The sequence below is a fragment of the Saliniramus fredricksonii genome, from assembly GCF_900094735.1.
Taxonomy (GTDB): Bacteria; Pseudomonadota; Alphaproteobacteria; order Rhizobiales; family Beijerinckiaceae; genus Saliniramus; species Saliniramus fredricksonii.
This window is the reverse complement of the sequence record NZ_FMBM01000001.1, coordinates 620,131-642,716: the sequence shown is the minus strand read 5'-3', so window position 1 is coordinate 642,716 and position 22,586 is coordinate 620,131. Positions and strand designations below refer to the sequence as shown.

The following is a 22,586-nucleotide window of genomic DNA, read 5'->3' as shown; positions in this document are numbered from 1 at the left end:
GGCCAATCCATTCCCGAGATGCAGCCAGGAGCGCACCGTGGAGAAAATCGTTGTCTGCGGCCCGATAGACCAGAGCGGGCTGGATATCCTGCTGCCGCGTTTCGAGGTCCGTGTCGTGGAATCGAATGACGCGCACAGGTTCGCGACAGAGTTGCAAACGGCATCCGGGGCGATTCTCAAGTATCGGCCCCTCACAGCGGATCATCTGGAGCATGCCCCCGGTCTGGGGATCGTCTCCCGGCATGGCGTCGGATATGACAGTGTCGATGTCGATGCGCTGCGCCGGCGCGGGATCCGGCTGACGATCACCAATGGCGCCAATGCCGTCGCGGTGGCAGAGCATACGGTTGCACTGATACTTGCGACGCTGAAGGGGCTGGTCGGGGCGAATGCGAGCGTGCGCGCGGGCAAATGGCACGGCGATCTGCCGACGATTTCCGATCTTGCCGGCAAGCGGGTTCTGGTCATCGGCGCCGGCAAGATCGGACAGGGCGTGATGCAGCGGCTTTCCGGGTTCGCATGCGATGTCGGATATCATGACCCGGCGCTCGTCGCCGCGCCCGAGCCGGAATTCGGCTCACGCGTGAGCGACCTGCCACAAGCCCTCGCGCAAGCCGATATCGTCACTTTGCATGTGCCGCTGATGCCCGCCACGCGCTATCTTGTCGATCCGTTCGCCTGCAAGCCGGGTGTTATCATCATCAATACCGCGAGGGGCGGCCTCATTGATGAGCAGGCTCTGACGCGGGCTCTCGAATCCGGGCATGTCGCTGCCGTCGGTCTGGATGTGTTCGAAGAGGAGCCGCTGCAGGGGCGCCCGTCATTGCCGGACAATGGGCGAAGCGTACTGACGCCCCATGTCGCGGCGCTTTCCGACACAACTAACCGGCGCATGGCCGTCCACGCCGCCACGAATATCGTGCGCTTCTTCGACGGCGCCCTGCTCGAACAAGACATCATCGTCTGAGAAAGCTGCTGTCATGTCGCGGATGTACTCGGTTTCCGATTATGAACAGGCCGCGCGACGGCTGCTTCCGCGTTGTGTCTGGGAATACCTGCAGGGCGGTACGGAAGACATGCTCAGCCGCGATCGCAACAGATCGGCATTCCACGACTTCGCATTCACCTCCCGCATCCTGCGCGACGTGTCCGCGCCCTCGATGGCCACGGAACTCTTCGGTGCGCGCTACAGCCTGCCCGTGGGCATGGCCCCGACCGGTCTCGCCGGCATGATGCGCCATGATTGCGACGTCCTCATCGCAAAGGCGTTCCACGAGAACGCCTTGCCGTATGTGATCAGCGCCTCGTCGGTCGTTCCGATGGAGGAGCTGGTCAAACACGCCCCCGGCGCCTGGTATCAGGCCTATTTTCCCGACGACAGGGAGCGCATTGATCGCATCTGCACGCGGCTCGAGAACTGCGGCATCACGAATCTGATCGTGACGGTCGATGTTCCGGTGGCGGCCAATCGGGAGAATATCAAGCGACGGGATTTCGACATCCCGTTCCGGATGACGCCTTCGCTGGCGCTCGACGGCCTGTTGCATCCGCGCTGGATGGCCGGCACCTTGCTGCCGACCCTGCGCACGCGCGGAATCCCGCGTTTCGCCAACCTCTATGAAGAGATCGGCACGCGGATCACCGAAGATCCGCCCCAGGGTTTTCGTGGCGGTCGCGACAGGCTGTCCTGGCGCACAATGTCATGGCTGCGCGACAGGTGGCGCGGCAGGCTGATCCTGAAGGGCATCCTGCATCCGCAGGATGCCCTCGAGGCCTGCGCACTCGGCATGGACGCCATCGTGGTATCGAACCATGGCGGGCGGCAGCTCGATTACACCATCTCGACGCTCGCAGCCCTCGAAGCCGTCATCGCTGCAGCGCGCGACCGGATCGCGGTCTTCTTCGATGGCGGGATTACGCGCGGCACGCATGTCCTCATGGCGCTCGCACTCGGCGCGCAATTTGTCTTTGCGGGGCGCGCCTTCCTCTACGGCGCCGCCGTCGCCGGACAGCGTGGTGTCGACCATGTCATCGACATCATTCGCCGGGAACTCCTGACGGACATGGCCTTGCTGGGAACGGCGCATCTGGAGGCGCTGCACTGCGAGGGCGTCCTCCAGCGCGCCGCTCCCCTGAACCGTGGAGTTCATGCATGATCCTGAGACAAAACAGACTGGCCGGGATGGTCATCGCCTGTATCGGCGCTGCGGTCCTTCTATACGCGCAGCGCTATGGTTTCGGCACGGTTGCGCGGATCGGCCCGGGTTTCTTCCCCCAGATGCTCTCGGCTCTGCTTGTCCTGTTGGGAATCCTGGTCTTCTTCGTGCCCGATGCCGAGGATGCGGGGGGCGTGACATTGTCATGGTCCGAAGTGAGGGCCTTCGTCTTCTCGATTGCGAGCGTCATCCTCATCGCGCTCCTGATCCGCCCGGCAGGTGTGATCCCTGCGAGTTTCATCGCGGCCCTCGTTGCCTCCTTCGCGCATCGTGACGCCACGCTTCTTCAAAGACTCAGCCTGTCGGTGACGGTGGCAACGATCGCCGCAGCGATCTTCGTCTACGCACTCGGCATGAATCTCCGGCTCTTCGGGCGTCTGCTATGAACCTGATCGACAATGTGACCCTGGGTCTTCAGACGGCATTGACGCTGGAGAACCTGTTCTACTGCCTGGCCGGCGTGACGCTGGGGACCTTCGTCGGCGTGATACCCGGCCTCGGCGCTCTCGCGGCGATATCGCTTCTGCTGCCGGTGACCTATTACATCGATTCGACGGCCTCGCTGGTGATGCTGGCCGGGGTCTATTACGGAACGGTCTATGGCGGCTCGACGGCGGCGATCCTCCTGAACCTGCCCGGCGTTCCCTCGGCCGCCGTCGCCTGCCTCGACGGGTATCCGCTCTCGCAGCAGGGGAAAGGCGGGCTCGCCCTTTTCATCACGACGATTGCTTCGTTCGTCGGCTCGATGATCGGCTTCGTGCTCCTTGCTGCCCTGGCACCCGGCATTTCCCAGCTGGGTTTGATGCTCGGGCCGGCCGATTACGTCATGATGATGGCTCTGGCGCTGACCGCCGCCGGCACGATGTCGACCGGTTCGCGCGTGAAGGGCATCGTGATGGTGGTGATCGGCCTGTTGCTCGGCACCATCGGGACCGATGTGCATACCGGCGTCACGCGCTTCGCCTTCGGGCATGCTTCGCTGCTCGACGGGATCAGCCTCGTCGCGATCGCGATGGGCCTGTTCGGGATTACCGAGGTGATCAACGCCTCAGCCGGGAAGGGCGCGCAGGAGGGCTTGCCCACGGTGACGTGGCGCTCGATGATCCCGACACGCAAGGAGCTGCGATCCACCGCGGCGCCGATGTTGCGCGGCGCCGGGATCGGCGGCTTCTTCGGCGCGCTGCCCGGTGTGGGCGGCACGATCGCATCGTTCATCTCCTATGCGGTGGAGAAGCGCATCTCGCGCCATCCCGAGAAATTCGGGCATGGGGCCCTGGAGGGGATGTCGGCATCGGAATCGGCCAACAACTCTGCCATTCAGACGGCTTTCATCCCGACGCTGACCCTAGGGATTCCGGGTGATGCGGTCATGGCCCTGATGCTGGGCGCCCTCATCATCCATGGTATCGCGCCAGGGCCATTGCTCATCGCCCAGGAACCGGGTCTGTTCTGGGGCCTGGTGATGAGCTTCGTGGTGGGCAACATCTTTCTGGTCATTCTCAACATTCCGCTGATCGGGGTCTGGATCAAGGTGCTGTCGATCCCGCGGCTCTACCTGTTTCCCGCCATCATGATCTTCATCGCATTCGGTGCTCTGAGCGCGAGCATGAACCCGTTCGACGTCTATGTCGTCGCGGCAATCGGGGCGCTTGGCTGGTTCCTCTTCAAGCTGGGTTTCCAGCCGGCCCCCTTGATGCTCGGCTTCATTCTCGGGCCGATGCTGGAGGAGAACTTCCGCCGGGCCCTGGTCCTGTCGCGCGGCGACTATGATGTCTTCGTCACGCGCCCCGTCAGCCTGACGCTGCTGATTGCCACGCTTGCGCTCATCGTCGTGCCGATCATTCTCGCGCTGCTGCAGATGGCGCGAGACAAGGGTCGGAACCGGAATGTGACCCAGCGTCATGACTGAAGTCTGGTCCCGATCCGGCTCATCTGCCAGAAATGCGATGTATCTGAACGAGTTCGGGCCCGAGAGCATGGTGAACGGAAAACGCGCTACTTCGATCGATGTCGCAAGACTGGCCGGTGTCAGCCAGTCCGCCGTCAGCCGCACCTTTCGGCAGGGCGCATCCGTGTCCGCGACGACAGCGGCGCGTGTGCGCGAGGCCGCAGAGAAGCTCGGATACCGCCCCAACATCATCGCGCGCAGTTTCAATACCGGCCAGACCAAGATCATCGGCCTGGTCGTGTCCTATCTGGAGAGCCCGTTCTACTCGATCCTCGTCGAGACCCTGTCGCGGCGTCTGCAGGAGAAGGGGCTGCATATTCTGGTTTTTCTCGCCGAAAAGCCGATGTCCAGGGTCAGCTCGATTGTCGACGAGTTCCTCGATTATCAGGTCGATGCGATCGTCACCGCCTCGGTATCGCTCGACGACAAGATCACCCGGCGCTGTGAGGCTGCGGGGATTCCGATCGTTATGCTCAACCGCAGCCAGCAGGGAAGGCGGGTATCCGAGGTCACCTCCGACAATTACAGCGGCGCTTGCGACGTCGCGCGGCATCTGGCCTCGACCGGGCGCTCCCGGATCGCGCATATCGCCGGCTGGCAGGGCGCCTCGACCGGTGTCGACCGAACCGCCGGATTCCTCGCCGGCCTCGAAGAGTCCGGCATCGCGCCGCTCGCAATCCTCGGCGGCGATTATGCGCGCGACAAGGCCGTCGCGGCGGCGCGCACACTCTTCCAGGAGAAGACGCTGCCCGACGCGATATTCGTCGGGAGTGACTACATGGCCTTCGCGGTGATGGATTACATCCGGTTCGAGGTTGGGCTTCGTATCCCGGAAGACGTCGCTATCGCCGGTTATGACGATGTGCCGATCGCATCCTGGAAGAGCTACGAACTGACGACCGTCCGACAGCCGATCGAGGTGATGGTCGACAAGACGGTGGCGATTCTGACCGCGCAGATCGCGGAGGTGGCGGAAGTCTCGAAAGTAAAGATCAGGAACGATCTCGTCATCAGGCGCTCGACCGCTGGTGACGCTATTCGATGAATCGACCACCGGGCACCGGCGCGCGGCGCCGGCAGCACCCGGAACGGCAGCAGGGGGACAAGGCAATGCAGCAGGAACTCATGACGGCATTGAAGAGCGTCGATACGCCGTCAATCTGCAACGCGATCGAAGTCGTGCAGGGCAAGCGGGGATTTGACCGTTATACGCGCGGGACGGTTCTGTCGTCCCACGCGAATGCGGCTCCGATCGTCGGCCATGCGATCACCGCGAGGATCGCGGGGCGCACGCCTCCCGCCGAGGATCCGGGCGTCATCAGGGAACGCCGGATGGCGTATTACAGGATGATGGCCGAAGCGCCGCGCCCCGGCATCGCGGTCGTCGAGGATGTGGATTATCCCGCATGCGTCGGGGCTTTCTGGGGCGAGGTGAATACGACGGTCCACAAGGGATTCGGCATTGGGGGCGCATTGACGAACGGCGTGATGCGCGACCTCGACGCGCTGCCGGACGGCTTTCCCGTCATTGCCGGCTCCGTGGGCCCCAGCCACGCCTTCGTCCATGTTCGCGAAATCGGGGGCGCGGTGACGGTCTTCGGCCTGACCATCCACCCGGGCGAGCTCATCCACGCCGACCGCCATGGCGCCCTCGTCATTCCCGACGACGTGCTGCCGGAACTGCCGAAGGCCATCGCGAAGATGCAGGCAACCGAGGAAATCGTCCTCGGCCCGGCGCGCGCCCCGAATTTCGACTTCTCCGCATTCGAAAAAGCGTGGGCGGCCTTCGAGAAGGCGCGCACGTGAGACACGGCGAAATCCCGCGCTGAGCTTCGAGGCTTTGTCCGCAGAGCCCTCGCCCGATCGCCTCAATCAGGACGCAGCCTGGTCCGAAGGGAAAATCCGGTATGGCAGATGCAAGACCCGCAGCCTTCATCCAGGGCATCGGCAGCACACGATTCGGACGGCTCGAGGGTACGGATACGCTGTCCCTGATGAGCGAGGCTGCCGAGGCAGCTGTCCGGGATGCCGGGACCGCGCGCCCGGCGATCGATGCGGTCCTGACCGGTTATTCGACCGCGATGCCGCATTTGATGCTCGCCACGCTCTTTGCGGAGCATTTCGGTGTCAGACCCATTTACTGCCATGGCGTGCAGGTCGGTGGTGCGACCGGCGCGGCGCTGGTCATGCTCGCCAGGATGCTCGTCGAATCGGGAACGGCGGAGCGTGTTCTGGTCGTCGCCGGCGAGAACCGGCTCACTGCACCTGGCGGGCGTGAAGGGGCGATCTCGACGCTCGCGCAGGTCGGGCATGCACTCCATGAAGTGCCTTACGGCGCGACCATTCCGGCCTATTACGCCTTGCTTGCGTCACAATACATGGCCGCCTACGGCGTTTGCGAAGAGGATCTGGCGGAATTTGCCGTGCTCATGCGCGACAACGCCGCCACGCATCCCGATGCGCATCTGACGAAGCCGGTGACGGTCGCGGACGTGCTGGCATCCAGAACGATCGCGACGCCCCTGAAGCTCCTCGATTGCTGCCCGATCTCCGACGGTGCCGTGGCGCTGGTCATCGGCAAGGTGGCGGGGGAGGGCGCTGTGCGTATCGCCGGGGCAGGGCAGGCGCATCAGCACCAGCATATCAGCGCTGCGACGGATGTGTCGGATTACGGCGCGCGCCATGCGGCGCAGCGGGCCTTCGCGCAGGCCGGGATCAGACCGGATCAGGTGGATATTCTGGGGATCTACGATTCCTTCACGATCACGCTCTGCGTCCTGCTCGAGGAGATCGGTTTCTCGCTTCGCGGCAAGGCGGCCGCCGATCTGCGCGCCGGGCTCTACGGACGCGACGGCGGCCTGCCGCTGAATCCGCATGGCGGGCTGCTCTCCTTCGGCCATTCCGGGGTCGCGGGGGGATTGGCGCATATCGCCGAGATCGCGCGTCAGATCGGTGGCAAGGCGGGTGACCGGCAGCTTGCCGGAAAATCACGCGGCTTCGTTCACGCCGATGGCGGTGTGCTCTCGTCCCACGTCAGTCTGGTCTTGCAGGGAGAATGAGAATGGGCACCGCCAAGGATCTCTATCGCGAAGGCTGCCGCAAGGGCGAGCTGCGTCTTTTCAAATGTTCGGAATGCGGGGCACTGGAAGCGTTCGCGCGCGATTTCTGCCCGCGCTGCGGCGCCCCGGACCCTTCAACGGTGCGCGCCGGAGGGCGCGGTGTCGTCGCTGCCATCACCGTGGCCCATATCGCCCCCGACCCGCAATACCGCGCGCGCGTGCCGTACGGGATCTGTCTCGTCGATCTCGAGGAGGGCGTGCGTGTGATGGGCAATTGCAGCCCTGGCATCGCAGTCGGTGACCATGTGGAACTGTCGTTTGCGGAACGCGGCGAGGCCTATCTTCTGCAATTCACCGCAACCGGAGATGAAGACCGATGACGATTGACCGCCTGCTCAACCCCGCCTCCGTCGCGATCATCGGCGCCTCGGACAACCCCAACAAGATCGGCGGACGCCCCATTCGCTTCATGCGCATGTTCGGCTTTCAGGGTGAGATCTATCCGATCAATCCGGCCCGCACGGAAGTGCAGGGGCTCAAGGCCTACAAATCCGTTTCCGATCTGCCACAGACACCGGATGCGGCGATCATCGCCGTGGCCGGCGCTGCGGTGAAGGAAGCCGTGGCGGCCTGCGCCGAGCTGGGGGTGGGCGCAGCGGTGATCATGGCCAGCGGATTCGGCGAAACCGGCGCTGCCGGCAAGGCGCTCGAACAGGAGATGCGCGCCATCGCGCACAAGGCCGGCATGCGTCTTATCGGGCCCAACAGCCTCGGCGTTGCGAATTTCGGCAATGGTGCGGTTTTGTCCTTCGCGACGATGTTCCTGGAGGCTGCGCCCGCCGACGGTCCGGTCGCCTGCATCAGCCAGAGCGGCGCCATGAGCGTCGTTCCCTATGGCCTGCTGCGCGAGCGCGGGATCGGTGTCCGCCATGTCCATTCGACCGGTAACGACGTCGATGTCACCGTTTCGGAGCTGGCGATTTCCGTCGTTCAGGACCCCGATATCAGGCTCGTCCTGCTCTATCTCGAAAGCCTTTCCGATCCAGCGAATCTGGCCGAGGCGGCGCGTCTCGCGCATGCGCGCGGCGTGCGCCTGATCGCCGTGAAATCGGGGCGTTCGGATGACGGGCGCCGCGCCGCGGCATCCCATACCGGCGCGATCGCCACCTCCGACCGTCTGGTGGACACGTTCTTCGAGAAGATCGGCATCTGGCGTGCCACGGGAACGGCAGATCTGGTGGATTGCGCCGAACTTTATCTGAAGGCCGCGCCGCCGCGCGGGCGCAATCTGGCGATCGTCAGCAATTCGGGAGCGACCTGCGTCCTCTCGGCGGATGCTGCGGAGAGGGAGGGATTCCAGCTTGCGCGGCTGGGTGACGCGACTGTCGCGAACCTTCGCGAGATCCTTCCCGAATTCGCCGCAACCGTGAACCCCATCGATATCACCGCAGCGCTTTTGAGCAATAGCGGGCTGTTCGGCCAGGTGCTGCCGGCGCTCGGTGCGGACGATGCCGTCGACGCCCTGATCGTCGGCATTCCGGTGAGCGGCGAGGGTTATGATTATCCGCGTTTCGCTCGGGATGCGCGCGATTTCGTCGATCGGTTCGCAATACCCCTCGTGGCGGCGATTCCCCAGCCGAAGGTGCGCGCCGCATTCACCGAACTGGGCATACCCTGTTTCCCGACAGACGAGCAGGCGGTCACGGCGCTTGGCCGGTTCACGCGCCACCATGAGCAGATCGCGGCTGCGGCATCGCGTGAGGCTTTTGTCCCGAAAGCGCTCCCCGATCGCGCGTCCCGTGTTCTGGATGAAAGCCGCTCCCTCGCGATCCTGGAGGAATACGGTATTGCCTGCATGCGCAGGCGGCTGTGTTCGGACCTCGATCAGGCGCTCGCATTTCTGCGCAGCAATGGCGGCCCGGTCGTGCTCAAGGCCTGCTCGGCCGAAATCCCCCACAAGAGCGATCATGGCCTCGTCAGGACACATCTCTCCACCGAGGAGGATGTCGCGCGCGCCTATGACGATATTACGGCCCGGGTGAAAGCCGGCGGCTGGGAGATCTCCGGGATCCTGATCGGCGAAATGGTGCGCGGCGAGCGTGAACTCGTCATCGGTGGCCATATCGACCCGCATTTCGGCCCTGTCGTCATGGTCGGCGATGGCGGTGAACTCGTCGAGGCAATGCCCGACAACATCCTCCTGCTGCCGCCCTTCACCCGCGAAGAAGTGGCAGCGCAACTCGCGAAGCTGCGCCTTGCGCCGATGTTCGAAGAGATCCGCGGACGCATCCGGATCGATCGGGAAAGTGTCGTCGAAGCAGTCATGGCCGCTGGCGCCATCATGCAGGATCGCCGCATTCGATCCCTCGACATGAACCCGCTGATCGCGGATGCCGAGGGTCTGGTCGCGGTGGACGCACTGGTCGAGGAATGCGTGGCGAGCTGATCGCACAGCCAAAGCACGGCACACGTCATGTTGAACAACGTCGCATGTCGTCACTTGCGGGTGGAAAGCCACATCACGGGTTGCGCGGCGCGATGATCGGTCCGGTCTCTCCCTGCGAAAGCTTCGCCGCCAGCCTCCCGGCTACCGAGGCGCGGCCTGCATGATGTGGCTCGATAATCTTTCACCATGGTGGATTCGCGCCACCAGCCCCTTGCCGGCCTTTCCGGCATAACGACCCTCGTATGCGCACGGGCTGTGAGTTGCGAGTCAGGTCCAGGAGCCTCGTATGATGAAGCCGCAGAACTTTCTGAAAACTCGGGAGTTGTCATACCGCGAAATACGGCAGCCGCAGAATCGTGAAGGGCTCCGGGCGCTTCGATCAGCAAAGACTGGCCCGTTCGGCATGACATCCCCTGACCCGTCGCGCCCGATGCCGACAGGTGCCGGGCAGGGCATGGGCTGTCGCTCACGCGCAAGCCACGACTTGCATTGCACAGCAACCGGGCAGGATTCCGATGAGCCGGAACAACCACGACGAAACGCATGATCGCGTCCCTGCGGCAGAGGATCAGGCCGCGCAGGAGCAAGCCGGCAATCGTTCGCAGAGCGATCGCCCCGCGCAACGTCATTCCGGCCATGATGGTGGCGATCATGACAATGGCTCTCATGATCATTCCGGACACGAGCAGATGTTCCGGCGCAGGTTCTGGATCAGTCTCGCCCTGTCGATTCCCGTTCTCCTGACCAGCGAGATGCTGCAGGGATGGCTCGGCTTCAGCCTGCCGCCATTCCCGGGTGACGGCTGGGTCGGCCCGGTTTTCTCGACGATCGTCTTCGTCGTTGGCGGGTTGCCGTTCCTCCAGATGGCCTGGTCGGAGCTGCGCGCGCGCAAACCCGGCATGATGGCGCTGATCTCGCTCGCGATCACGGTTGCGTTCGTTTTCAGCATGGCGACCGTGTTCGTGCTTAAGGGCGAGGCCTTCTTCTGGGAACTGGTGACGCTGATCGACGTCATGCTGCTCGGGCACTGGATCGAAAGGCGCAGTGTGCGCCAGGCATCGGGCGCGCTCGACAAGCTGGCACAGCTTCTCCCCGACAAGGCGAAACGTCTGGGCGAAGACGGCAAGACCGAAGAGATCCCCGTCTCCGAACTGCGCGAAGGCGATTTGGTGCTCGTGCGCCCCGGTGCCAGTATTCCGGTCGATGGCTCCATCAGCGAGGGGGAATCCGAGGTCGACGAGGCCATGATCACGGGGGAATCCCGGCCCGTTCCCAGGAAATCCGGCGATGACGTCGTGGGTGGAACCGTCAATGGGGACGGCAGCTTGCGGATCGAAGTGGGGGCCGTCGGCGACGAGACGACGCTGGCGGGGATCATGAAGCTCGTGGAGGAAGCGCAAGAGGCCAAGTCTCGCGGCCAGATGCTGGCCGATCGCGCCGCCGCAGCCTTGTTCTATGTCGCGATCGGCGTCGCAGTGCTGACGGCGATCGCCTGGTGGTTCGTGCTCGGCTGGGATATTTCGATCCTGCGGCGGGTGGCCACCGTCCTTGTCATCGCCTGTCCGCATGCACTGGGGCTGGCCGTGCCGCTCGTCCTCGCCAACACGACCGCGATGGGCGCCAAGGCCGGCATCCTCGTGCATGACCGCATGGCGCTGGAGGAAGCGCGGACGCTCGACACCATCGTCTTCGACAAGACCGGCACGCTGACCGAAGGCGAGCATTCCCTGGTCGCCATCGAAACCGCCGAGGATCTGGATCGGAACCGGGCTGTCGCGCTGGCGGCGGCCGTAGAGGGCGATTCCGAGCACATGATCGCCCGCGCCTTGCGCCGCGCCGCCGAGGAGGAAGAACGCGACGTGCCACGCGCCTCGGGCTTCGAGGCGAGCAAGGGGCGCGGCGTGCGCGCCGAAATCGATGGCACCCAATGGCGTGTCGGCGGCCCCAACATGCTGGACGGGCTCGATCTGGAGCCAGGCGAGACACTTTACAGCTTCGCGCAGGACCAGGGCGAGAAGGGGCATACGGTCGTCTATCTCGTCCGGAACGAGGCCGTCCTCGCCGCATTCGCCATGGCCGATCGCCCCCGCGAGGACAGCCGGGAAGCCGTGCAGCGGTTGCGCGAGGAAGGCATCAGCGTCGTGATGATGACCGGCGACAGCGAGGATGTGGCCCGTGCGGTCGCGGAGGATCTGGGCATCGAGGAATGGTTTGCCGGCGTGCTGCCCGAAAACAAGGATGACCGGATTCGCGCGCTTCAGGAGCAGGGCCGCAAGGTTGCGATGGTCGGGGACGGCATCAACGACGCCCCTGCCCTCAGCCGTGCCGATGTCGGCATCGCGATCGGCAGCGGAACGGATGTCGCGGTTCAGTCGGCCGGGATCATTCTCGTCAGGAGCCAGCCCTTCGATGTCGTGCGGATCCTGCGCCTGAGCCGGCTCAACCGCCGCAAGATGGTACAGAACCTGTGGCTGGCGGCCGGGTACAACATCCTCGCCCTCCCCGCCGCTGCCGGCGTCCTGGCACCATGGGGTATCGTCCTGTCACCAGCCGTCGGTGCCCTGTTCATGAGCGCCAGCACGGTCGTCGTCGCCATCAACGCCCAGCTCATGCGCCGCACGAAGATCTGACGCGGCAGCGGGAAAGACCTGCGCGGATCATTGCCGCCTCGCCGGCTCAATCGCAGTTGTTATGGCGACGCCACATCTGCGGATCATGGCCTTCCGGCACCTGCGCACACGGATCCGAACCATATCCGCGCAGGCGATTATAGGTGGCAATCTGCTCTTCAGTCAGAAGCGGCGGCGTCGACAAATGACGCGACAGATGCACGAAACGCAGTTCGGCACGGACCGTTTCGGCGTTTTCGATCAATTCACGCAACGTATCCTCATCAAGGTCATCATTGCGAAACGCATCCTCGATCGCCATCTCCGCGTCGATCAGTTGCTCACCGAGAAGACGTGCTTCAGCCTGCATTGCCTCGAAGATCGCCTCGATTGCCGTCACCTGTTCTCCCGAGAGGCCGATTTCGTCGCGCAGCTCAAGCAGATGAGCCGGCCCGGGGACCCCGTTGAGTTCCGCCGAGAGCGCCAGGCCCCAGCCTCCACCGCGGCGCAATTCCTCGATATCGGTTTCCGACAGGCTCTTGATCTCCCGCGTTTCCATCCCGGCATAAGGGGAATGCCCCCCGTGCTGGGCCGATGCAGCAAACGGAATGGCCAGGGCGCCGAGCAGAATCGCAACGCGAAGCATGGTGTACCTCCAGGTCAATCTGATGGCGTTCTATCCCTTGCGCACTTTCACGCGTATGATCAGGATCATGTCACGCATTCTCGACCAGGTTTTCTCCGAAGCCCGGACGCAGGCGCTTCCAGCCGGCCAGAGGCTTTTCCTTACCGGTGATCCGGTGCAATCAATCTTCCTGGTACGTGCGGGCCGGATTGTTCTCGTTCGTCGAAATCGCGAGAGCGGCGCACCGCTCTTCCTGCACATTGCCGGCCCGGGCATGATGCTGGCGGAGGCGTCGGTCTGGTCGCCGGCCTATCATTGTGATGCGCAGGCGCTCGACGATGCCGAAGTCGCGGTCATCCCCCGACGCTGGTTCCGGACCGAAATGACACGCAATTCCGAGCTGGCAAACGCGTTTGCGATGGACCTCGCGCATGCCCTTCAGGGCGCACGTTTGAAAGCGGAAATCCGTTCACTTCCGCGTCTGGCGGATCGCCTCGACGCCTGGTTGGCGGAGGGCAACGCCTTTCCCGAGCGCGGTCGATTGCAGGAGCTGGCTGCGGAACTCGGGGTCACCCGCGAAGCGCTCTACCGGGAGATGGCCAGAAGGCGCAAGAAGCCGGCAGGCCGATCCTGACTGAACGCGCCCCGCCTCCAGAGAAAATCGCGCACTCCGATCAGGCCTTGTTCCCGAGATCATACCGATATTTCAATGGCATGATCGTCCGCATCGGTGCGTGGACAGGCTGGCCGTTTCATACGCTTGCGCGTGTCTCCGGGATCACCACAGTCACCGCGCCAACGCGGCTGAACATGGTCTTGCGGTTCCACCAGACCACGATCACCGCCACGCCGACCAGGATCCACGTGTCCCAGGGCTGTGCATCGGGCCAGAAAGGGTTGATCAGCTGCCAGTGGAACAGGACCGGCCAGAGCAGGCTGCCCCGCATATGGTTGAAGATCGGCGTGATCAGAACCGCGAGTATGACGTTGCCGATGAAGAAGGGCAGGAAGTTCCAGTTGGCGAAGACCACGCCGGCAAGGAAGAAGGCCGGCAGATGCCACAAACCCCATGTCGCGCCGATGAGGATGCCCGCCCAGAACGGCGCCATGTGGCGTTGCAGCAGGGGTTGCATGACGCCGCGCCAGCCGAATTCCTCCACGGGCCCGAGAAACAGCATCATGAACATCACCGCCACGGCCGCTCCCGCACCCCCGGGCGGCAGGCGCGCGAGCAACGGCCCGCCCTTGATCAGCGAGCCCGCCATGAAGACGAGCGGCATCAGGATCAGCATGAATGCTGCCCAGCCCCACGATCCGCGCCATATCAGCAGCCGCGCGAGAAAGGCGCGTATGCCAGATCGGCCCGCATGGCGGGCGATGATCAGGAAGCTTGCAACAGCCGGCGCCCATGTCGCGAGAAGGAAGAACGGGTGTGAGCCGCTGATCTCGCCGAAGGCATCGGCGGCTATCTTGGGTGCAAGGACGTAGATCCCCGTCAGCCCCAGGTGATCAGGAAAGTCACGAAGATGAAGGGGATCAGAGCCGAGCTCGGTATATCCGTCGATGAAGGGGAACGTGGTCCGGTCGGCATCGAACAGACTCCGCAATCCGGGCGAGAGCATCATTCCCTCAGCTGGATACCGGCTGACGGAAAATGAAGCGCCTTCCAGTGACTGGGAGCGTCCGGCCTGATTGCGTCAGCTCGGAACGCGCTCCAATGCCGTGATGTCATCGCATGTCGTTGCCGCCTTGGCGCTGATCTGGATCAATCGCGAGCGGATGGCTCGTCGCGCCCGGGGCCGCGCCACCGCGCGAGAATGCGCGGCAGCACGTGCCGATGCGCAGCCGCGCCGCTGTGTCAGCCGATCCGTTCGAGGAAGGAAGCGATCAGCTTGGCGCGCGGGGCGATCGAGGAGATCAGGGCGTATTCCTGGAGCGTGTGGGCGCCGTCGCCATCAATGCCGAGGCCGTCGAGGGTGGGGACGCCGAAGATGGCGGTGAAATTGCCGTCGGAGCCGCCGCCGGTGCGCGGGCATTCCTGCACGTCGAGGCCGATCTCGTTGCCGATCTCCTGCGCGAGCGTGAAGATCTGCGCGACCTCCTGCGTGCGCTCGAAGGGCGGGCGGTTCATGCCGCCGGTAACGGTGACCTTGAAATCGGGGGCGAGCGGCACGAGCCCCATGATCTTCTCGGCGAATTCCTCGCCATCAGCCACGGTGGCGACGCGCAGATCGATGGAGAAGCGGCAATGCTGCGGCACGGTGTTCATGGCCGTGCCACCGTTGACCAGCCCCACGGTGGTGGTGACGCCGCGCTCGTAATCGGTCATCGCCTCGATCACGGAGATCTGGCGCGCAGCCTCGTGGATGGCGTTGCGGCCCTCCGCGTGTTTCGAGCCCGAATGCGCGGGACGGCCCTCGATATGCACGTCGAAACGGCCGACACCCTTGCGCGAGGTGACGATCTTGCCGCCCTCGCGGGCCGGCTCGGTGACGAGCACCGCCTCGGCATGACGGCCGAGCTCCTCGATCAGCCCGCGCGTGGTCAGCGAGCCGATTTCCTCGTCGGGTGTGAAGAGGAAGACGAGCGGGCGCTTCGCCGTGCCGCGCCGGGCCACTTCCATGAAGGCCTCGAGGGCGAGACAGGCGCCGCCCTTCATGTCGTAGACGCCAGGCCCGTAGAGCCGGTCGCCCTCGCGGCGTACGGGATTGTCCTTCTCCGCCGTGCCGATCGGATGCACCGTGTCGAGATGCGACAGCACAAGAATCGGCTTCTCGTTGGTCTGCGGCCCCGCGCGCAGGATGACGCTGTCGCCGAGCCCGTCGCGCCCCGGCACCCGCTCGACCGTGGCGATGCTCTCGTCGATGCCCGAGACCAGCACATCCATCATCGCATTGACGGCATTGGCATTGCGCGTCGGGCTCTCGACCCGCACCCATTCGCTGAGCCGCTCCACCATGCGGGCGATACGGGCTTCATCATCGAAGGCGTTGACGGCGGATTTGGGATCGATGGACATGACAGACCTTCCGGACTTCGGCAGAGGGTGAAACGGACGGCTTCGTGAATAAGCGATTGCGCCGCCCCTGCGAAGGGGCCGATCCGCGCACGCCCTTGCGGTTTTCGCGCACGGGGCGGAAAGGGCGCGGGAGGGCCGTGAGGGGGACAGGAGGGTTCAGCCGAGCCGGTCGATCTGCGCCCGCGCCCGCGCCACCGGCGCTTCCAGCAACGGGATATGCGCCGCCGCTGCCGCGATGGCCGGCTCGGGGGAGAAGGCGGGGGCGAGGGTGGCCCTGTCGCGGCCCGTCTCGGCGCTCAGCGCATCGATGAGATCGATCCGTTCGGCGCGCACGCGATCTGCGGCGCGGGTCACCGCCGCCTTGGCCTCCGCTGTGCCCATGTCGCGGGCCAGCAGCGCGCTCGCGGCGTCGGCAAAGAGCAGGCCGCGTGTCGCGTCGAGATTGGCGCGCATGCGCGTGACGTCGATCTCCATCCGCTCGGCCAGCACCCGCGCCTCGCGCAGGGCCCCGGAGGCGAGACCGAGGAGCGTCGGCAGCACGTGCCACTCCCCGTGCCAGGCACCCGCCGGGCGCTCATGCGCGCCGATCGCGGCCTCGTCGAAGGCGTCAGCGAGGCCCCGTGCTTGATGCGAAGCGGCGAGGATCACCGTGCAGGAGACCGGGTTTCGCTTATGCGGCATGGCGGAGGAGCCGCCGCGACCGGGCTGGTGCGGCTCGGCGATCTCGCCCACCTCCGTCGAAGCCAGATGCGCGAGATCCCCCGCCATATGCGCAAGCGCCGAGAGCAATTGCCGCAACGCATCGGCCAGCCGCGCAAGCCCGCCCCGTCGTGCATGCCAGGGCAGCGGCGTGTCAGTGAGGCCGAGGCTCTCCGCCATGCGCGCGCGAATCGCAAAAGCCTGATCGGGCCCCCCCATCCCCGCGAGCGTTCCGACCGGGCCGGCCAGCGACAGGCGCAGCGCCTGCGGACGGGCAGCGTCGAGCGCATCAAGGGCATCGCAGATGCCGGCCAGCCAGATCGCCAGCTTGAAGCCGAAGCTCACCGGCGCCGCATGCTGGCCGTAAGTCCGCCCGGCGCAAAGGCTGTGCGCATGTTCCTGCGCGCGCAGATGCAGCGCCTCGACGAGCGCCTTGAGATCGGGCGCCAGCACTTTGAGCGCGTCGCGAATCTGGATGACGAGGGCGGTGTCGAGCACATCCTGCGTGGTCGCACCCTTGTGCAGATCACTTGCGAGCGGCGGCGGGAGCATCTCGCGCAACTGTCTGACGAAGGGGATTACCGGCACGCCGGCGAGCGCGGTTTCCACGCCGAGCGACGTCATGTCGAAATCAGCTGGCGTGATCGCGGAGAGCGCGTCGGGGAGCGCGACATCCGCGATTCCCGCCTCCGCCTGCGCACGCGCCAGCGCTGTCTCGAAGGCGAGCATCGCAGCAAGCCGCGCCTCGTCGCCGAACACCGCGCGCATGGCGGGGCTGACGAAGAGTGGGCCGGTCAGGGCGCTGTCGAGGGGCGAAAAGCTCATGCGCCGATCATGGCCCATCTCCCCAATCCATGGGAAGGCCCGCGTAATTCTCCGCCAGCGTCGTTGCGGCGGCGCGCGAATTGACCACGTAATCGAGCTCGGCCAGCTGGCGGCGGCGGTCGAAGGGGCTGTCATCCTCGAAGCGATGCAGCATCTGCGTCATCCACCAGGAGAAACGCTGCACCCGCCAGATCCGGCGCAGACAGGCCGGGCCATAGGCCGCGATCGCCTCTTCATCGCCACGCGCAAAATAGCGCTCCAGCGCACGGGCCATCACCCGGACATCGCCGACGGCGAGGTTCATGCCCTTGGCTCCGGTCGGCGGCACGATATGGGCGGCATCGCCGGCCAGCAGCAGGCGACCGAAGCGCATCGGCTCGCAGACGAAGCTGCGCATGGCGGTGACGCTCTTTTGCAGGATCGGGCCGGGGGTGAGCCTGAAACCGTCGGAGCGGGCAAGCCGGGCATCGAGCGCCTCCCAGATCCGTTCATCGGGCCAATCTGCCGCATCCGCATCCGGGGGGCATTGCAGATAGAGCCGGCTGATCTGTGGCGAGCGCATGGAGAGCAGCGCGAATCCGTCATCGTGGGCGGCATAGATCAGTTCTTGCGAAGCCGGCGGTATCCGCGCGAGCACACCGAGCCAGCCGAACGGATAGACCCGCTCATAGAGCGTCAGCGCCTCGGGCGGGATCGATGCGCGGCAGATGCCGTGGAACCCGTCGCAGCCGGCAATGAAATCGCAGGTGATCTCATGCATGGCGCCATCGCGGCTGTAATGGATCGCGGGGTGATCCGTGTCGATGTCGCGCACGGCGACATCCGCGCAATCGAAGCGAATCACCTCGCCGTCTTCAAGCCGCGCGGCAATCAGATCCTTCACCACCTCATGCTGGCCGTAGACCATCACGTTCCTGCCGGTGAGCGCCTTGAGATCGATGCGATGCGCCGCGCCTGCAAATTGCAGGAACAGCCCGTCATGCGCGAGTCCCTCGCCATCCATGCGGGCACCGAGTCCGGTCTCGCGCAGGACGGTAGCGGTCTCGTGTTCGAGCACACCGGCGCGGATGCGCTGCTCCAGATGGGCGCGTGATTTCGTCTCGACGACGATCGATTCGATTCCCGCCAACGCCAGCAGATGCGAGAGCAGCAGCCCTGCCGGGCCGGCTCCCACGATTCCCACCTGCACGCGCTCGCGATGCGGCTGTTGCGTCATACGCCCTCCCTTGGCCGACAGTTCCCGCAATGGCCAGCAGCGAAACCTTTCATCAACCATCTGTTGCAGTTGGCTTTTTGCTTTGTGCTGAGCATCCGCCGTGCCGCGAGCCCTGTCAATCACAGCGCGCGCAGGGCATGACGGATGCGGCGCCTTCGCAAGCGCAGCATCGGAAGGCGCGCCGCGTCGATTGACGCCGTGATCAGGGCTGCTTACCTCTAAAGGTCCAGACCCGGTGCGGCGGCCCGCCGCGCGCAAGAACAGGGGGACATGATGACGCTTCGTATTTCCGGCAAGAACATGGATATCGGCGACGCACTGCGCGCGCATGTCGAAGAGCGTGTCGAGGCGGCCTTGGCCAAGTATTTCGATGGCAATGTCGCCGTGACGGGGCATGTCACCATCGAGCCGGAAGGCAGCGGCTACCGCACCGATTGCGTGCTGCATCTCGCCACGGGCGTCACCCTCGAATCGACGGGCAGCGCCATGGATGCCCATGCCGCCTTCGATCAGACGGCCCAGCGCATCGAAAAGCGCCTGCGCCGCCACAAGCGCCGTCTGCGCGATTATTCGCAGAACGGCAAGGCCGCCGAGATGATGAAGGCGAGCTATTCGGTGATCGAGGCGCCATTCGACGATTCACAGGAATTCGAGGAGCCCGAGGGCGAATTCCATCCCGTCGTCATCCACGAGGAAACCAAGTCCTTGAAGAATCAGTCCGTGAGCGAGGCCGTGATCGAACTTGATTTGACAGGAGCCCCCTGTTTGGTGTTTCAGCATGCAGGAAGCGGGCGGATCAACATCGTCTACCGCCGCACCGACGGGGCGATCGGCTGGATCGATCCCCCGGCGGAGCATTCATGAGGCCGTGATCGGCCTCACCGAAACATCAGGGGGCTCTTCATGACGCGAAGCGTGTTTCTGCGCGGTCATGCGCGTGCCCCCGTCGTGACAGAGCCTGATGAACGTCATGCTTCTTGAGATCCTGTCGTCCGAAGCCGTGATGCCGGCCCTCAAGGCCAACGGCAAGAAACAAGCGCTCCAGGAGATCAGCGCCCATGCGGCTCGTCTCACCGGGCTGGATGCGCATGACATCTTCGAGACGCTGCTCCAGCGCGAGCGCCTCGGCTCGACCGGGATCGGGGAGGGCATTGCCATTCCCCATGGCAAGCTGGCCGATATCGACAAGCTCTTCGGTCTCGTCGCACGCCTCGAGAAGCCCATCGATTTCGAGGCGATCGACGGCATGCCGGTGGATTTCCTGTTTCTGCTGCTGGCCCCCGAGGCTGCGGGTGCGGATCATCTCAAGGCACTGGCGCGCATCGCCCGCGTGCTGCGTCATCCCGGCGTGCTGGAGCGCCTGCGTGCCGCGACCGATGGTGATGCGATCTATGCCGTGCTGATGGAGAACGCTGCGTCACAGGCGGCCTGAGGCCGCAACAGGGCGCGCTGCGCCTCATTCGCGGTCCGGATCCTCGCCGTCGACGTTCGTCGCCTGATCCGCTGCTCGATCAGCTTCCTGGGTGCGGGCATCTTCGAGCAGATTCAGCCGGTCGATCGCCCCTTGCAGGATATAGCTGGCGGCGAGCTTGTCGACGAGCTGGCCGCGCCGCGCCCGCGAGGCATCCGCTTCGAGCAGGGTGCGCGTCACCGCCATCGTGGAGAGCCGCTCGTCCCAGCCCACGATCGGGCAGGCGATCACGCCTTCGAGATTGCGCATGAAGCTCTGCGTCGATTGTGCGCGCGGGCCGGCGCTGCCATCCATGTTGAGCGGCAGACCGACGACGATGGCCGCCACATCGAAACGCGTCACGATCCTGGCGATTTCCGCCGCATCCCGGGTGAACTTGCCGCGTTTGAGCGTCTCCAGCGGCGAGGCGATGCGCCGCTCGACATCCGAGAGGGCGAGGCCGATCGTCTTCGTGCCCAGATCGATGCCGATCAGACGCCCGTAACGGGGAAGCTTGCCGATGAGCCCTTCGAGCGCCACTGTCATGGGAGCCGCTCCGCACGCGCCGAATCAGGACGTGTGAAGCCGGATGAAACGCAAGCCTTGCTGTGGCGTTGCGCAGGGTGCGGTGGCGTCTGGTCGATACGGGCGGGCATCACGTGCGATCCGGAAAGGAAAAGGCGTTGCGCCGCTTGTTTAAGTCAAACACGGAGGATATGCGAGCCATGAAGATCACCTGGTACGGCCATTCGGCCTTTCGTCTGGAATTCGGCGAGAACAACATCCTGATCGACCCCTTCTTCACCGGCAATCCCGCTTTCGAGGGCGATGCCGAGAAGGCGGGCGAGGGCACCACCCACATCCTGATCACGCATGGCCATGGCGACCATGTCGGCGATGCGCCGGCCATCGCGCAGCGCACGGGGGCAAAGATCGTTACCAGTTTCGAATTGTGCATGTATCTGGCCAAGCAGGGTATCGAGAACTTCGACCCGATGAATCTCGGCGGCACCACGGATCAGGGCGGTTTCCGCGTCACCATGGTGCGCGCCGATCATTCCGCCGGCATGGTGGAGACGGATGTGAACTTCCCGCTTGGCCCCTCGGCGGGCCTCGTCGTCAAGGCGCCGGGCGAGCCGACCGTCTATCACATGGGTGATACGGATATCTTCGGCGACATGGCCCTGATCGCCGAATTGCACCAGCCGGATGTGGTCATCGTCCCGATCGGCGACCGGTTCACCATGGATGCAACCACGGCGGCACTCGCCATGAAGCGGTATTTCTCCCGGGCCAGGGTGGCGATTCCCTGCCATTACGGCTCGTTTCCGATCATCGCGCAGGATGCTGACGGGTTCGTCGCGGCGATGGAGGGCAGCGGCATACAGGTTGTGGTCGGCCAAAAAAACATGCCGGTGCGGATAGACAATTAACGCCCGTTAACCATAATCGGCAATCGCGACTGGCGCAGATGCGACGATCTGCGCATAGTCCGCGTTAACGCTTGATTAACCTTACGGGTGCGCGGGTGATTGCCGATTCGACGCCGGATTCCGGAGAGAATGCCAAAAGGCACAGCATTGCCATCGATGAGCGGGCCATCTCGCAGGTCGGGTGGCTGACGCTCGATCTGAGCGGGACGCGGGGGATCCCCCCGGGCGGGTCATTCCCGCCGTTGGGATCGGCCGCAGGCACTTCGCAAGCGGCCGCAGGCACTTCGCAAGCGGCCGCAGGCACTTCGCAAGCGGCCGCAGGCACTCCGCAAGCGGCCGCAGACGTCTTGCAAACGGATGATGCCGATTGCGTGCTTGCCCTGGGTGCGCGCGAAATGGCCGCTGCGGCGATGGCGCGCGCGGTCCAGGCACAGGCCGATGGCGGCGGCGAGGATGCTCATCCCGGTGAAGATGCGACACGGCGGGCATGGCGTCTGGCGCGACAGGCCCGTGCGCTCGCCAGGGCACGTGGGCAGTTGCCGCAGCGTCGGGCCGCAACCGACATTGCGCATGAACGCGGCGCGGCAAACGTGTTGCCGGCGATTCCCTCCGGCGCGATCATCCCCGTCGGCGGTACGGATCTGCAGGCTTTCACGCCGGCTCAACCCTTTCCCCGCGACGACAAGGCGGCCAACGACAATCGCATGCGGATGCTGCTGATGACGGCGCTGCTTGTCGGCATCAGCGCCGGTTACGCCATGACTGCGAAGACCGCCGCTCCCGCCCGTGAGGGCTTCGACGTTCCGGCTCCGCTGATGCCGGAAGTCAGGGTGTCCCGGGCGATGCCGCTTCCCGCCGAAATCTCGACAGCCGGCGCTTCCGCGTTTTTTGGCGCCCTTGCGATTTTTCCCGATTCCGTGTGATCCGCGCTGATGAGATTGCCGTAACCTGCATGAAGGTCGCGACATGCGGGCTTCTCTTCCCCAAGCGGTGATCGCTTCCCCCGATCTGATCATCGCCCTGTCGAGGCCGCTCCTTCCC

At 64.8% G+C, this 22,586-nt stretch carries 21 protein-coding genes; 15 read left to right on the top strand and 6 right to left on the bottom strand.

Annotated features, from left to right (window positions below; translation table 11 throughout):
• Positions 1-37: 37 nt before the first annotated feature.
• The 10 genes from GA0071312_RS02925 to GA0071312_RS02880 all read left to right on the top strand — a co-directional run bounded on the left by GA0071312_RS02925 (position 38) and on the right by GA0071312_RS02880 (position 12,299).
• Entirely contained in the window at positions 38-967 is a 930-nt protein-coding gene (locus tag GA0071312_RS02925; protein WP_074443545.1) for an NAD(P)-dependent oxidoreductase, read from the top strand.
• 13 nt (positions 968-980) lie between these two features.
• Entirely contained in the window at positions 981-2,156 is a 1,176-nt protein-coding gene (locus tag GA0071312_RS02920; RefSeq protein WP_074443544.1) for an alpha-hydroxy acid oxidase, read from the top strand.
• Positions 2,153-2,602, top strand: a complete 450-nt coding sequence (locus GA0071312_RS02915) for a tripartite tricarboxylate transporter TctB family protein (RefSeq protein ID WP_083204255.1) — start codon at positions 2,153-2,155, stop codon at positions 2,600-2,602. The genes GA0071312_RS02920 and GA0071312_RS02915 overlap by 4 nt, the downstream gene beginning before the upstream one ends.
• Positions 2,599-4,125, top strand: a complete 1,527-nt coding sequence (locus GA0071312_RS02910; RefSeq protein ID WP_074443542.1) for a tripartite tricarboxylate transporter permease — start codon at positions 2,599-2,601, stop codon at positions 4,123-4,125. Before GA0071312_RS02915 ends, GA0071312_RS02910 begins: the two co-directional genes overlap by 4 nt.
• Positions 4,126-4,162: 37 nt before the next feature.
• The gene (locus tag GA0071312_RS02905) at positions 4,163-5,209 is read left to right on the top strand and encodes a LacI family DNA-binding transcriptional regulator (RefSeq protein WP_238947069.1); all 1,047 of its coding nucleotides are present in this window, start codon (positions 4,163-4,165) and stop codon (positions 5,207-5,209) included.
• Positions 5,210-5,274: 65 nt separating this feature from the next.
• Positions 5,275-5,970: an RraA family protein gene (locus GA0071312_RS02900; RefSeq protein WP_074444167.1), complete on the top strand. Its 696-nt coding sequence runs from the start codon at positions 5,275-5,277 to the stop codon at positions 5,968-5,970.
• 101 nt (positions 5,971-6,071) lie between these two features.
• A complete protein-coding gene (locus GA0071312_RS02895) occupies positions 6,072-7,223 on the top strand; it encodes a thiolase family protein (RefSeq protein ID WP_074443541.1) in 1,152 nt (383 codons plus the stop codon).
• A 2-nt stretch (positions 7,224-7,225) separates the two neighbouring features.
• Complete coding sequence (locus GA0071312_RS02890) at positions 7,226-7,603, top strand: Zn-ribbon domain-containing OB-fold protein (protein WP_074443540.1); 378 nt, start codon at positions 7,226-7,228, stop codon at positions 7,601-7,603.
• Positions 7,600-9,669 carry an acetate--CoA ligase family protein gene (locus tag GA0071312_RS02885; protein ID WP_074443539.1) on the top strand — a complete coding sequence of 690 codons (2,070 nt, stop codon included), beginning with the start codon at positions 7,600-7,602 and terminating at the stop codon, positions 9,667-9,669. The genes GA0071312_RS02890 and GA0071312_RS02885 overlap by 4 nt, the downstream gene beginning before the upstream one ends.
• A gap of 515 nt (positions 9,670-10,184) precedes the next feature.
• Positions 10,185-12,299 (top strand): copper-translocating P-type ATPase, encoded by a 2,115-nt coding sequence (locus tag GA0071312_RS02880; RefSeq protein ID WP_083204252.1) that lies wholly within the window; start codon positions 10,185-10,187, stop codon positions 12,297-12,299.
• Positions 12,300-12,345: 46 nt separating this feature from the next.
• On the opposite strand, the gene GA0071312_RS02875 is transcribed toward GA0071312_RS02880, so the two are convergent.
• Positions 12,346-12,924 (bottom strand): Spy/CpxP family protein refolding chaperone, encoded by a 579-nt coding sequence (locus GA0071312_RS02875; protein WP_074443538.1) that lies wholly within the window; start codon positions 12,922-12,924, stop codon positions 12,346-12,348.
• A 67-nt stretch (positions 12,925-12,991) separates the two neighbouring features.
• Between GA0071312_RS02875 and GA0071312_RS02870 the strand changes: the two genes are divergently transcribed.
• Positions 12,992-13,537, top strand: coding sequence for a Crp/Fnr family transcriptional regulator (locus GA0071312_RS02870; protein ID WP_165603940.1), 546 nt, complete (start codon positions 12,992-12,994; stop codon positions 13,535-13,537).
• A gap of 118 nt (positions 13,538-13,655) precedes the next feature.
• On the opposite strand, the gene GA0071312_RS02865 is transcribed toward GA0071312_RS02870, so the two are convergent.
• The 4 genes from GA0071312_RS02865 to GA0071312_RS02850 form a co-directional block, all read right to left on the bottom strand.
• Positions 13,656-14,525 carry a CPBP family intramembrane glutamic endopeptidase gene (locus tag GA0071312_RS02865; RefSeq protein ID WP_238947068.1) on the bottom strand — a complete coding sequence of 290 codons (870 nt, stop codon included), beginning with the start codon at positions 14,523-14,525 and terminating at the stop codon, positions 13,656-13,658.
• Between the two features lie 236 nt (positions 14,526-14,761).
• Positions 14,762-15,922 carry a M20 family metallopeptidase gene (locus tag GA0071312_RS02860; protein ID WP_238947067.1) on the bottom strand — a complete coding sequence of 387 codons (1,161 nt, stop codon included), beginning with the start codon at positions 15,920-15,922 and terminating at the stop codon, positions 14,762-14,764.
• 156 nt (positions 15,923-16,078) lie between these two features.
• Positions 16,079-17,446, bottom strand: coding sequence for a lyase family protein (locus tag GA0071312_RS02855; RefSeq protein WP_074444164.1), 1,368 nt, complete (start codon positions 17,444-17,446; stop codon positions 16,079-16,081).
• A 7-nt stretch (positions 17,447-17,453) separates the two neighbouring features.
• Positions 17,454-18,662 carry a 4-hydroxybenzoate 3-monooxygenase gene (locus tag GA0071312_RS02850; RefSeq protein ID WP_074443536.1) on the bottom strand — a complete coding sequence of 403 codons (1,209 nt, stop codon included), beginning with the start codon at positions 18,660-18,662 and terminating at the stop codon, positions 17,454-17,456.
• 270 nt (positions 18,663-18,932) lie between these two features.
• On the opposite strand from GA0071312_RS02850, the gene hpf reads away from it, so the two are divergent.
• Both hpf and ptsN read left to right on the top strand, forming a co-directional pair.
• Complete coding sequence (gene hpf / locus GA0071312_RS02845) at positions 18,933-19,526, top strand: ribosome hibernation-promoting factor, HPF/YfiA family (RefSeq protein WP_074443535.1); 594 nt, start codon at positions 18,933-18,935, stop codon at positions 19,524-19,526.
• A gap of 106 nt (positions 19,527-19,632) precedes the next feature.
• A complete protein-coding gene (ptsN, locus tag GA0071312_RS02840; protein WP_420819946.1) occupies positions 19,633-20,094 on the top strand; it encodes a PTS IIA-like nitrogen regulatory protein PtsN in 462 nt (153 codons plus the stop codon).
• A gap of 24 nt (positions 20,095-20,118) precedes the next feature.
• Here the strand turns inward: ptsN and ruvX are convergent, their stop codons facing one another.
• Positions 20,119-20,658: a Holliday junction resolvase RuvX gene (ruvX, locus tag GA0071312_RS02835; protein WP_074443533.1), complete on the bottom strand. Its 540-nt coding sequence runs from the start codon at positions 20,656-20,658 to the stop codon at positions 20,119-20,121.
• A 179-nt stretch (positions 20,659-20,837) separates the two neighbouring features.
• Between ruvX and GA0071312_RS02830 the strand changes: the two genes are divergently transcribed.
• Positions 20,838-21,545: a metal-dependent hydrolase gene (locus tag GA0071312_RS02830; RefSeq protein WP_074443532.1), complete on the top strand. Its 708-nt coding sequence runs from the start codon at positions 20,838-20,840 to the stop codon at positions 21,543-21,545.
• Between the two features lie 347 nt (positions 21,546-21,892).
• Positions 21,893-22,468 carry a hypothetical protein gene (locus GA0071312_RS02825; protein WP_165603939.1) on the top strand — a complete coding sequence of 192 codons (576 nt, stop codon included), beginning with the start codon at positions 21,893-21,895 and terminating at the stop codon, positions 22,466-22,468.
• Positions 22,469-22,586: the final 118 nt, after the last annotated feature.

Coding starts and splice junctions, on each gene's coding strand:
- GA0071312_RS02920 (WP_074443544.1), top strand. CDS start 981: ATGTCGCGGATGTACTCGGTTTCCGATTATGAACAGGCCGCGCGACGG.
- GA0071312_RS02915 (WP_083204255.1), top strand. CDS start 2,153: ATGATCCTGAGACAAAACAGACTGGCCGGGATGGTCATCGCCTGTATC.
- GA0071312_RS02910 (WP_074443542.1), top strand. CDS start 2,599: ATGAACCTGATCGACAATGTGACCCTGGGTCTTCAGACGGCATTGACG.
- GA0071312_RS02905 (WP_238947069.1), top strand. CDS start 4,163: ATGTATCTGAACGAGTTCGGGCCCGAGAGCATGGTGAACGGAAAACGC.
- GA0071312_RS02900 (WP_074444167.1), top strand. CDS start 5,275: ATGCAGCAGGAACTCATGACGGCATTGAAGAGCGTCGATACGCCGTCA.
- GA0071312_RS02895 (WP_074443541.1), top strand. CDS start 6,072: ATGGCAGATGCAAGACCCGCAGCCTTCATCCAGGGCATCGGCAGCACA.
- GA0071312_RS02890 (WP_074443540.1), top strand. CDS start 7,226: ATGGGCACCGCCAAGGATCTCTATCGCGAAGGCTGCCGCAAGGGCGAG.
- GA0071312_RS02885 (WP_074443539.1), top strand. CDS start 7,600: ATGACGATTGACCGCCTGCTCAACCCCGCCTCCGTCGCGATCATCGGC.
- GA0071312_RS02880 (WP_083204252.1), top strand. CDS start 10,185: ATGAGCCGGAACAACCACGACGAAACGCATGATCGCGTCCCTGCGGCA.
- GA0071312_RS02875 (WP_074443538.1), bottom strand. CDS start 12,924: ATGCTTCGCGTTGCGATTCTGCTCGGCGCCCTGGCCATTCCGTTTGCT.
- GA0071312_RS02870 (WP_165603940.1), top strand. CDS start 12,992: ATGTCACGCATTCTCGACCAGGTTTTCTCCGAAGCCCGGACGCAGGCG.
- GA0071312_RS02865 (WP_238947068.1), bottom strand. CDS start 14,525: ATGCTCTCGCCCGGATTGCGGAGTCTGTTCGATGCCGACCGGACCACG.
- GA0071312_RS02860 (WP_238947067.1), bottom strand. CDS start 15,922: ATGTCCATCGATCCCAAATCCGCCGTCAACGCCTTCGATGATGAAGCC.
- GA0071312_RS02855 (WP_074444164.1), bottom strand. CDS start 17,446: ATGAGCTTTTCGCCCCTCGACAGCGCCCTGACCGGCCCACTCTTCGTC.
- GA0071312_RS02850 (WP_074443536.1), bottom strand. CDS start 18,662: ATGACGCAACAGCCGCATCGCGAGCGCGTGCAGGTGGGAATCGTGGGA.
- hpf (WP_074443535.1), top strand. CDS start 18,933: ATGATGACGCTTCGTATTTCCGGCAAGAACATGGATATCGGCGACGCA.
- ptsN (WP_420819946.1), top strand. CDS start 19,633: ATGCTTCTTGAGATCCTGTCGTCCGAAGCCGTGATGCCGGCCCTCAAG.
- ruvX (WP_074443533.1), bottom strand. CDS start 20,658: ATGACAGTGGCGCTCGAAGGGCTCATCGGCAAGCTTCCCCGTTACGGG.
- GA0071312_RS02830 (WP_074443532.1), top strand. CDS start 20,838: ATGAAGATCACCTGGTACGGCCATTCGGCCTTTCGTCTGGAATTCGGC.